Source organism: Daejeonella sp. (genome assembly GCF_037719425.1).
Taxonomy (GTDB): Bacteria; Bacteroidota; Bacteroidia; order Sphingobacteriales; family Sphingobacteriaceae; genus Daejeonella.
Map to the genome: position 1 here is coordinate 1 of NZ_JBBJNI010000145.1, position 10,572 is coordinate 10,572.

The 10,572-nt window shown below is 43.4% G+C and carries 12 protein-coding genes; 1 reads left to right on the forward strand and 11 read right to left on the reverse strand.

Annotated elements, in window-relative coordinates; translation table 11 throughout:
* From WKF69_RS15940 to WKF69_RS15985, 10 genes are all read right to left on the reverse strand, one after another.
* Nucleotides 1–350, reverse strand: a 350-nt coding sequence (locus WKF69_RS15940) for a hypothetical protein (RefSeq protein WP_340383120.1), incomplete at its 3' end; no start/stop codon positions are given.
* 402 nt (nucleotides 351–752) lie between these two features.
* Nucleotides 753–1,145, reverse strand: a complete 393-nt coding sequence (locus WKF69_RS15945) for a GxxExxY protein (RefSeq protein ID WP_340383121.1) — start codon at nucleotides 1,143–1,145, stop codon at nucleotides 753–755.
* Nucleotides 1,146–1,473: 328 nt separating this feature from the next.
* Complete coding sequence (locus WKF69_RS15950; RefSeq protein ID WP_340383122.1) at nucleotides 1,474–2,028, reverse strand: acetyl-CoA hydrolase/transferase C-terminal domain-containing protein; 555 nt, start codon at nucleotides 2,026–2,028, stop codon at nucleotides 1,474–1,476.
* A gap of 6 nt (nucleotides 2,029–2,034) precedes the next feature.
* Entirely contained in the window at nucleotides 2,035–2,769 is a 735-nt protein-coding gene (locus tag WKF69_RS15955) for a hypothetical protein (RefSeq protein WP_340383123.1), read from the reverse strand.
* A 27-nt stretch (nucleotides 2,770–2,796) separates the two neighbouring features.
* Nucleotides 2,797–3,204, reverse strand: a complete 408-nt coding sequence (locus WKF69_RS15960) for a hypothetical protein (protein ID WP_340383124.1) — start codon at nucleotides 3,202–3,204, stop codon at nucleotides 2,797–2,799.
* An 18-nt stretch (nucleotides 3,205–3,222) separates the two neighbouring features.
* The gene (locus WKF69_RS15965) at nucleotides 3,223–3,825 is read right to left on the reverse strand and encodes a YceI family protein (protein ID WP_340383125.1); all 603 of its coding nucleotides are present in this window, start codon (nucleotides 3,823–3,825) and stop codon (nucleotides 3,223–3,225) included.
* Nucleotides 3,826–3,884: 59 nt separating this feature from the next.
* Entirely contained in the window at nucleotides 3,885–5,222 is a 1,338-nt protein-coding gene (locus WKF69_RS15970) for a hypothetical protein (protein ID WP_340383126.1), read from the reverse strand.
* Nucleotides 5,223–5,233: 11 nt separating this feature from the next.
* Complete coding sequence (locus WKF69_RS15975; protein ID WP_340383127.1) at nucleotides 5,234–5,860, reverse strand: YceI family protein; 627 nt, start codon at nucleotides 5,858–5,860, stop codon at nucleotides 5,234–5,236.
* 310 nt (nucleotides 5,861–6,170) lie between these two features.
* The gene (locus tag WKF69_RS15980; RefSeq protein ID WP_340383128.1) at nucleotides 6,171–6,596 is read right to left on the reverse strand and encodes a hypothetical protein; all 426 of its coding nucleotides are present in this window, start codon (nucleotides 6,594–6,596) and stop codon (nucleotides 6,171–6,173) included.
* A gap of 158 nt (nucleotides 6,597–6,754) precedes the next feature.
* Nucleotides 6,755–9,220, reverse strand: a complete 2,466-nt coding sequence (locus WKF69_RS15985) for a bifunctional YncE family protein/alkaline phosphatase family protein (protein ID WP_340383129.1) — start codon at nucleotides 9,218–9,220, stop codon at nucleotides 6,755–6,757.
* A gap of 344 nt (nucleotides 9,221–9,564) precedes the next feature.
* Between WKF69_RS15985 and WKF69_RS15990 the strand changes: the two genes are divergently transcribed.
* On the forward strand, nucleotides 9,565–9,915 hold the full coding sequence (locus WKF69_RS15990; protein WP_340383130.1) for a response regulator: 351 nt from the start codon (nucleotides 9,565–9,567) through the stop codon (nucleotides 9,913–9,915).
* 108 nt (nucleotides 9,916–10,023) lie between these two features.
* Here the strand turns inward: WKF69_RS15990 and WKF69_RS15995 are convergent.
* The coding region (locus tag WKF69_RS15995; RefSeq protein WP_340383131.1) for a HAMP domain-containing sensor histidine kinase at nucleotides 10,024–10,572 on the reverse strand (549 nt) is incomplete at its 5' end.

Here is a 10,572-nt window from a genome sequence, read left to right on the forward strand (position 1 = left end):
ACAATAAATGTATTTATCTTTATAAAAACTGTCAACCTAATTAAGGACGAGTCAAACCTGAATGCCGAACTACCCATATTTGCAATCATGTTAATAAAAAACAAACACATGCTAATGAATAGAAAGGCTCCTGCCGGTCCGCCAAATGAATACGTTACTAAAAAAGTTATCGGCACCAGGATACAGCCATGAATCATTAATGACCCCACCCACCATGCTACGGCATTTGGTTTCTGGGAATCGACAAACGAAAGGTATTTCTCCCAGACGCCATTTGTCAGTGTCTGGCCGGCAGTTTGGTAGTTAAACGAAGCCGGATTTCTATGCGGGATGTTTTTATGTGTTGCCATGGTCTTTGTGTTTTGATACTCAAAGGTCCCTTTTTAGGCTCTCCTAAAAAATGACATCGGTCACCAAAATCTGTGATTTTTATTAACGCGAAGATACCTCTGTGGTCCTCTCCGGGTGCCATGTCCTCTCTGTAGTAAAAAAGAATTAAACACAGAGTACACGGAGATTTACACAGAGTACCACAGAGGCATAAAAAATTCTACCATACCTCTGTGGTACTCCGTGGTTCTCTGTGGTAACAAAAACATTATCGTCGAGCTAATAACACGGACACAAAGGTTTACGCGCAGATCCACCGGGGCATAAATGCATTCCATCATACCTCTAAGGTACTCCGTGGTCCTCTTTCCACTCTGTGGTAACAAAAAGATTAACACATAGTGCCCGGAGGTTTACACTAATTATAAAGGGTAAGGGCCGTTAACCAAACGTTTTATCCCATCTTTCAAACGTATCACATTGAAGTTAATTAGTAACCCAACACTATAATTGCCGAGTTTCAGATAGTTAATTGTTTGTGCTAAGTGGATGTCAGCGAGTGACGCAACACTTTTAACTTCGATTACCAAGACGCCTTCAACCAGTAAATCCACCCTGTAACCGCAGTCCACATTTGCGCCTTCAAATATCAGAGGAATAGGTTTTTCTCTCTCGATATACAACCCTGATTTTTGAAGTTTGTACCACAGGCATTCCTTATAAGGCCTTTCCAACAGGCCCGGCCCCAAAGCTGTATGAACTTCAATTGCAGCACCTATAACAATTCCGGAAACATCATTTTTCGACAAGCCCATATTACCTTCTAGTCTGGTACAATAAAAATATTTAAAAGTTATTGCCAGATTTCCGGACGTGCAATATTTCCTAGCTAACGGGGATAGCAACGTCGAGGTAACACGGAGACCACGGAGTTATACACAGAGATCCACAGAGATTTAAAACATTCAATCATTTCTCTGTGTCACTCCGTGGCTCTCTGTGGTCACAAAAAGAATTTACATCGAGCCAAATAACACGGAGGCCACAGAGTCTTACACGGAGTCAAAAGAGATATAAAATCATTCAATCATTCTCGGTTTTCCTCCGTGATCCTCTGTGCTCTCTGTGGTCACAAAAAAAAATTCAGGCAGTTAATGTTCCTTTTGCAAACCTCTTGTGAAAAGCAATATCCAGCGCCTCCCTGTGATCGGGGTGAGCAATAGACATGAGCGCGGCTGCCCGTTGTTTAAGGTTTTTGCCGAAGAGGTCCACCATACCATATTCTGTTACCACCCAATGTACATGCCCCCGGGTGGTAACCACTCCCGCTCCTTCTTTTAAAAACGGTGTTATCCGGCTGATGCCTTTGTTAGTTTGTGAAGGTATTGCAATGATCGGTTTACCGCCTTCTGATAGGGCCGCACCATGAATAAAGTCCATCTGCCCTCCAATTCCTGAAAATTGATAAGTGCCAATAGAATCGGCGCACACCTGGCCGGTTAAGTCGATCTCGATGGCACTGTTAATGGCCGTTACCCTGGGGTTCTGACGGATAATACTGGTGTCATTGACATAGCTTATATCCATTACCCTAACTGAAGGATTGTCATGAACAAAATCATATAGCTTTCGCGAACCCGCTAAAAATGCTGTTACAGAACGGCCCACATTAAGCCGTTTCTGACTATTATTTATCACACCACTCTAAATAAGGTCGATAACACCGTCTGAAAACATCTCCGTATGCAGGCCAAGGTTCTTATGCGAGTTAAGGTTGTGTAGCACCTGGTCGGGTATGCTGCCTATACCCAGCTGCAGCGTGGCTCCATCTTCAATCAGCGAGGCAACATTATAGCCTATTTTTTTAACCGCATCGCTTACTTTGCTGGAATAGTCTACCTCGGGCAATGCCGACTCATGCCATACCATTCCTGAGATCCGGCTTACGTGAAGGAAGCCATCTCCATGCGTACGCGGCATCAATGGATTCACCTGTGCGATAATAACACGTGCAGTATCAACAGCAGCTCTGGCTATGTCGACGGAGGTGCCCAGCGAACAATATCCATGAACATCAGGTGGCGAAACTTGTATTAAAGCCACATCGATAGGCAGTATCTGCTTACGAAAGAGCTGGGGAATCTGGCTTAAGAATATGGGAACGTAATCACCATCATCGCAATTGGCAACCGCCCGGGTTGCCTCAGATACGAACAACGAATTAAAGAAGAATGAAGCCCGGTGTTCCGGACGGTCGAAATTGACATTCCCAAGGGTGGTAATACTTACAAGCTCCACATTCTTAAGTTCCCGATGTCGTGCCTGCAGTGCTTCAATAAGGCAAACCGGAGTGGCTGCACAGCCATGTATGAAAACGCGTTTGCCAGACTGCACCAGCTTTACTGCTTCTTCGGCAGCTATATAATTGAGGTTATTCATTTCAGTAAAAGTTTAGGATAATGATTGTTACGGGTTGCTGAAAGCAAACACTAGCCCCGCAATAACAGCTTGCACCATTCCATAAAAGAACCAGCAGAGTATGGTCACTATCGTAACATCAAGTGAGCTGAACGTGATCCACATCACAGGTAAAAGAGCAACCAGCGCGTATACAGCGCCGAATTCCAGTCCGCGAAAGATGAATGAACCATGAAAAAGTCCTTTAACCCGCTGCCAGAACCAGGATAAGGCGATACTGATAACAAAAGCATGTAAATAGAAAAGCAAATCCCTGCTGCCATCTGAATTGAATAGCGGATTATTGTATTCTATAAATAATTGAGGGAAAAACCGGATGCCAAGGAATAGCCCTCCGTAGCTGACGATAAACAGGATGCAGCCTGCAATTAAACCTGAACTCAGTACCCTTTTCATATATCTATCAATAAAAGATTAAATCAATTCCTGCAGGACCAGATTAAACTCGGCGACCAGCTTGTCGCTTGTTTGGATCATGCCTCCAATTTTCCTTGGCGGTATAATGTTAAAATCAGAGAAGTTGATCTCCCTCATACCTTTTAAAAACAAAGCATTTTTACCAGCTGGCATCACCATGTAGGCGACAGTGAAATTTCTGGTAACACCTGCCAGCTCAATACTAACGAGTCCATTTACCGGGTAAGGCCGTGTGCTGCTTTCAGGATACCGGTTGAGGCTGATAAACCGGATCTTCATCCGGGGGTACTCTTTTGACTTTAATGTTTTTCGGAGATCAGCCGTCATCACTGAATTGTGGCAGTTAAATTCACGTATATCAAGTTTCATGCTTCCGGTCATTCTCACTGATTCACCTTCACCGCCGCGAGAGAATGTTAGCGTATCCGGGCTGAAATTACTGGAGATCACACAGCTGAACTTGTTGACAGTGGTGCTCCCCTCCACTTTCAAGGTGCATCCTTTAGTGATCAGCCACCTGCTTGGATACAGTTTGGAATCCGTCATATTGAAACCCAGCAAAAGCAAAAAAGGAAAGAGAAGAAGTTTGAGGTAGCACATACGGAAATTTTAAACATGAAAAAACAGGCTGAACTTGTCAGCCTGTTTATGTGAGTCAATCAAAATCCTACAACAGCCTGAACCATGTATCCTTTAAACTCACCCCCGTTCCGGTAGTCGGTAGCGGGAAGATCTTTGTATTTCTGATTAACATACTCTGCCTTGAGCAATACATTTTTTGTAAGGAACCAGCCCGCCCCGAAAGCAATTCTGTCTACTTTCATATCGTTGTTATAAACGATTGCCGGGTTTCCACCCGCTCCTGCGACATTGGCTAGTCTGGCGGATACTGCGTTATATCTAACTCCCATAAACATCTTTTCATCTTTACCAAATCTGTATATCGCATCCACTGCAACCTGACTTGCTTTTCTTTCAGTAGTTTCAGCTTTGGTCCGGCCGTTAGCAACTTCATAGGTGGCGAAGAGCTCCATGCCGCTCGCTTTTAAAAATCCATTCAGTTGAATTGCTTCGATCTTCTTGCTGAAACCTGGATTTAAACGCCCTGAAGAAAAGTTAGCAGCGTAAGTACCGCCTGCCTTTTCCATGGGCATAAAGTAATTTGATCCTGTACGGTCTCCTCCATAAAGGGTAAGCCCTCCTGAACTGCTGTTTGTATAATACGAAGTACTGAACCTTACGCGCGCCATATCTGTAAGTTGTCTATCAAACCCGGCTTTCAGGTATACTGACGGAGATTTGTTTGTGTTGTCATCCTGAGGAGTTTCTATCAGCTCATCAATGTTCCCTTTGATCATTCCATTTGAAACGCCAACCAGCCCGAAAAAGCCATTCTTACGTAACAGGATCTCACCGCCAATCTCGGTTGCAAATGCATCCATGATATAGTTTTCTACAAAAGGATTGTATATGGTCTGGCCCCCGTCTGATCTGCGGAAATGCTGATCGCCGTAGTTGATCTCCATGTGTCCTACCTTGATAGTAGCGATTTTCATGATATCCTCCCATACTTGTCCTTTGAAAGGGAGCTTGTCAAATTGAATATAACCGCCCTTAACCCAGGTCTCGTTGTGGTGACGTGATGAAAGATAGCTGGTCAGGTTTAAGAGGATGCCATCAGCAAGCTGAGTATCCATGTAAAGGTTTGCATTTGCAGTATTGAACCCCGGGGAGATTTTATACAGCCCGCCCGAAACATTCTTGTGTTTTAAACCCTGGAACGACTGGGTAAACCCCGCCCCGAATTTGACCTTTAATTTGTCGAATGCCGCTTCAGATTCTTTTGGTGATTCAAAAACATTTATCCCACTTTGATCATAAGGGCGAACATTGGCAACCTTTGTAACCTCAACAGAATCGCGGGTCTGTGCATTTGCCATTCCGGTGCTTAAACCCAGCACTATTAGGGCTGATGTTTTAAGTAAATTAATTTTCATGATATTCGATATTAATTTTGTGCAATTGAATTTTGTCTTTTAAGTTTTAGAAGGATCTCGATGTTAACCTCATTCCCGGTTTTGAGCGCACCCATCATAAAGCTTGGTGCCTTGATCTTGTGATCACTCATTTTAATTTGTTTCGCTCCTTTGAATGTGATCGTTTCATCTGAATTCATCGCGTAAGTGCTCATGATTATAATTTCGTTTGTCACACCTGCGATAGTAAGATCTCCGGTCACTTTGATTTTTTGCTGGGGCATAACTGTCGCTCCTTTGAGCCTGAAGGTGATCCTATTAAATTCTGAAGCTTTCAAAGCTTTATAAGCTCTGGTATCCAAAAGGTCATCTTTGCTTTTTAAATTGGTAACGGGCAGCGAGAACGAAAGAGAGCTAATGTCCTGAAGCTCGCCGTCTCTAACCTTCAGACTGCCTTCGCTGGTGAATGTGGTGGCCAGCATATTCCAGGCGTGAAGGTTTGAAGTACCGGTGACTTTGATCTGCGACCCGGCGGTTGATTTATAGGAGGTCTGACTATACCCTTTATTAGCACATAAAGAAAGGCCAAATACGGTAAATACGATAGATAGCATCGCATATCTCTGTATGCTGAATGTGCTGATAGTTAAGTTTTTCATGTCCTTTGAATGATTGATTATGATCCAAAGGTATCTCCGCGCCAGCGGGTAAAGAATGATGCGAAGGCGGGAATAAAGTGATTGTAAACATTAAAAAAATGCAACAAGGAAACAGGAATCACTTTATTAAAGGAACACTGTTTTGATTCAGAATTCCGTTTTGAGCAAGAAAGCTTTGTGCATAAACCGGGGATGATTGGCCGGAATTATAGAAATAGAAAAGAGGCATCAAGTTCGCTGAGGGCAAGGCGTTTGACGGGTAGCATGCCGGCACTGATTATATCAATAATCCGGCAGGCGTGATCGAATATTAATTGCCAGCGTAAAACTTGTCAGCGGGTTCGCCGGCACCGTAAAATACCCTGCTTTTATATAACCGGAAATCTTCGGCATTGGCATGGAGATCAATTTCTATTTTACTATACCACAACACCAGCTTGTAATCGATGGCCGGGTCAGGTATTTTTATCAGTGAACCCAGCAAATTCATAAAGTCAATGATCTGAGTTTTAAGCCTGGATTTCTCATCCTCGATCTTCGTCGCCCATGTAAGCATCTCTGAGGCATCATCTATTTGTTTCTGCTGAGTATGCAGGGTGCTGTCAATCTCATAAAGCCTTTTCACAAAGATCATATCGTCGTGTTGAAATTCAAGCTCCGAAATCCATTCTTTACTTTTCAAATATAATTCCTGAAGCTCGGTACACAGTTCACTTTTTTCTATCGAAGTTGTCATGATGTTGGATTTTCTTCAAATCTCCATCATAAGTGCCGGAAAAATAATGACGATATGCAGCATTTAAAATGATCCGCGTCATGTTAACAAGAACCCTGGACCCGTAGAATTCACTTTAGGTATCAATTTCGCCCGGACAGAAAGGTGGCTAAAATAGATTAATCATCATCATCCTTTTTCTGTTCCAGCTTTAAAAAAGCGCTCCTTCTTGGAGCAGGCATAACCGAGTCCTCCCCTTTAACCGATTTCCACACCACCTCGTTCAGGTCAAGATCAGGTGCCCCATCCTCTTTCGCGAAATTCCAGTACTTAGACCGTTCAGCGCTGTTGTTCATTACCAGATTTTTTTGATCCAGGTCTACATTGGCAGGTTTGAATTTGTAGGGCCGGAAGTCAGGGCTTGATGTAAAGCATTCGGACAAAGGAACAGCTGCCGCATCATACTGGCTCATCGGGGGCAGACCTAAGATCAGCTCCATAGTTCTCAGCATGCCGGATGTGGAATACATTGAGCTATTCACCGAATTGCGTTTGGTATAAGGGCTAATTACAAACGCGGGCGAACGATGTGCATCCACATGGTCGGGGCCGTTCTGTGCGTCATCTTCAAGAACAAAAATTGCGGACTCATTCCAGATACTGCTTTTTGAGATATGTTCTACTAATTGGCCTAGGGCAAGGTCATTATCGGCGACGGCACTCGTCGGGTTGATCTTGCCAATGCGTTGCCCGCTGGTATGGTCATTGCCAAGACGGATAGTATTGAACTGAGCTACTGCATTTTTGTTAAGCAGCGAATCGAAATCAGATTTAAAAGCAGCAACCCGGTCAATATCCTTTATATCCAAGTTGTAGGGAGGGTAATTTGTTGCTATGTGGCCCACAAGTGATGCTAAAGTTGCACCGCTGCGGGTTGTGAATTCGCCATAACTTCGGTAAGTAATTCCTGCCCGCTTACAGTAATCCCAAATAAATCCATCACGCGGGTAAGCGATTTTACGACTGCCTTCATAATCATACGTGCCGCCTCTTCCGCCATAACTGGTCGGCCAGGTTTTCTCCGTATAATCATTCGCATAGGCGGCCATACTCCAGTTATGCCCATCAGCACTTACCTCTGCATCAACATAAAAATTATCCAAAAGAACAAATTCTCTGGCTAAAGCATGGTGGTTGGGCGTCACATTTTCAGGAAAAATACAAAGTTCCGGGTCTCCGTTCCCTTCTTTCATATCTCCAAAGATCTGATCGTAGGTACGGTTCTCCTTGATCACATAAAAAACATATTTAATAGGCGACTTCGCACCCTGAATATTTGGCACAGGGTTATTAGCCGAACCTCTTGAAACCGTCTCCAGCTGCTTATTATATGGAGTATTGGAATAAACCTGTTTAGAAAATGTCTTCATCTTTGAATCATCCGGCTGGTCAATGATCGAAAGCGTTCCTTTAAAAAGCCCTCCTATATATTGAATCTCCTTTTGCTCGGTCACACCAGTATGTAAGCCACTATTATCCGTCTGCTTTATCGGTTGAGGGCCGTTAGGGTTTGCCATTGAACTGAAACCCTTCCCGTTTGAAACAAATATTTTCTTCCCAGCTACCCGCACATTTGTAGGATACCATCCGGTTGGAATAAAACCCTTTGAGCTGCTTTTGCCTGGTGTAGAAACATCAAAAACCGCCAGGCAATTATTGTCGGCATTGGCTACATAAAGTGTTTTTTCATCGGCAGACAGTGCAAGTCCATTCGTTGTAGAACCCGTCAGCCTGGTTGGGTAGAGGGCTGTAGAAATGATCTCAATTACTTTTCCTGCCTTGCTGTCAATCACCGAAACCGAATTGTCATTTGCATTGGCAACAAAAAGAAATTTGCCGCTTTTGTTCTGAATAATTTCATTCGGATGGCTTTCGGTCGCTATCTCAGAAATTACCAGATTCGTTCTAGTGTCATAAACCGCTAGCTTATCTAATCCCCACAATGAAATATAGAGTTTACTTTTGTCGGGCGACAAAAGGCAATCATAAGCCTCGGCCCCCAGCTCTACCTTCAACAATCGCTTTTTCGTGGCGAGATCAAAAACATAGAGTGAATTATTTTCCTTTGTTACAGTATATAATCGTTTTCGTGCATCATCGACCTCTATACCTGTCGGACCTATTTTTTCAGCTGGCCATGCCTTTCCTAAAACAAGTGTATCAGCAGCACCCAGCTTTTTGTCAACAATCGGATATATCAGTATGATATTATCATTAGCACCTGAAGCATACAATTTTTTCTCGTCAGCACTGAATTTCAGGCCATACCAGGCCTTACCGATCGCTTTTTCATCCAGCAATTTTTCTCCCTGCGGATCAATTAACTGAATACTCTGCTTGCTCTGTCCATTATTGGTAACAGCCATCAATCGTTGAGACGAAGATATCTGGATGTTAAGCGGAAGGTCACCCAATTGAAGGGAGCGTCCAGCGGGGCTTAATGACCAGCCATTTGGCAAAAGGACACTTGCGGTGATATCCTTCCCGGCACCTGGTTGGGAAACCGCAGGTAATGACAGGATTAACAAAAATAGTATTATAAAATTAGCCGGATAACAGGCTGGCTTTTTTCTGAAATGCTTCATGTGTTCAAAGTCTTTAGGGAGATTAAGTTAGTAATATTAAACTCAAACTTCGATTGTGATTTGTTATTTGAAAATTCACTCCCACATAGTTATGTTTTGCAAACACTACTATCCTTTCCTGGCTGCTAAATTTACATGGGAGCAAAGTGCATATTGTGGCACTTTAGTTGTGGTAATTTTGTTACGCAAACATACTGAGATTTGCTGGCTGCATGGTGAGCTACATTTTGAGTTATCAGAATTTCAAAAGACTGCACAATTATGAAAAAAGTTCTTGTCGAGAAAGTCGCCTCCATGATACCTAATTAATTATACCCGAAACGCCGTAAACCACTGACACATACATGAAAAAAGTACTGATCGTCGACGATAATGAAGAAATTTGCCACGTAATCGTCATTGTTCTGCGGGAAGAAGGCTACGATGCCCAATCCTATAATACCGGCAACAATCTAATTCCTACTGTGCTTACTATCAATCCCGACTTGATTCTTATGGATATCATGGTAGGTAAACATGACGGTCGTAAACTCTGTGATGAGCTGAAAACTAATGCGGAGACGGCGCACATCCCAATAATCCTGATATCGGCAGCACATGATCTGCATACGCAGCCGAACATGGCGGACGGTTTTGTTTCGAAGCCATTCGACATGGATTACCTGTTACGCAGGGTGGCCAGAACAATTAACTAGGTGAGGTGGCACTAACATCGTTACTATAATGGTAAACCGGCCCTGCGGTTCATTTCACGTTCCATTATGACAGGGGACGCGATGGAAGTCTTGCTACTTGATACTTATTCAACTTAAACCTCGCTGTGCCGGCAATTTAAAAGAAAACGTCGAACCAACTCCATAATGACTGTCAACTGTTATGACGCTGCCATGTCTTTCCATTATATCCTGGGAAATATATAGTCCGATTCCCAGGCCTGCAATAAACGACGCCAGCTCCTCGACCCTATAAAACCGTGAGAATATCTGCGGTTGATCCTCGGCGTTAATGCCGATACCAAAATCTTGAATGGAAACTAACACGCTGCCCTCGTGATCATGAACTGAAACAATGACACGGTCGCCATCGGGAGAGTATTTTATAGCATTTGACACAAGGTTGATCATAACCTGTTCAATACGCTGTTTGTCGGCATACACTATTATTTCGCTGGCACTACAATTTTTTATGATCTTATGGTTGAGGTTACCATAATGCATCACGTCAATTACGTCATTCAGGAGCTCGACAATATTAAATTCCTGAAAGGACATCGATAGCTGGCCGGATTCGATCTTCGATACGTCCAGCAAGTCAGACACAAGTGCTGTGAGTTTATATACCTGCAATAATGC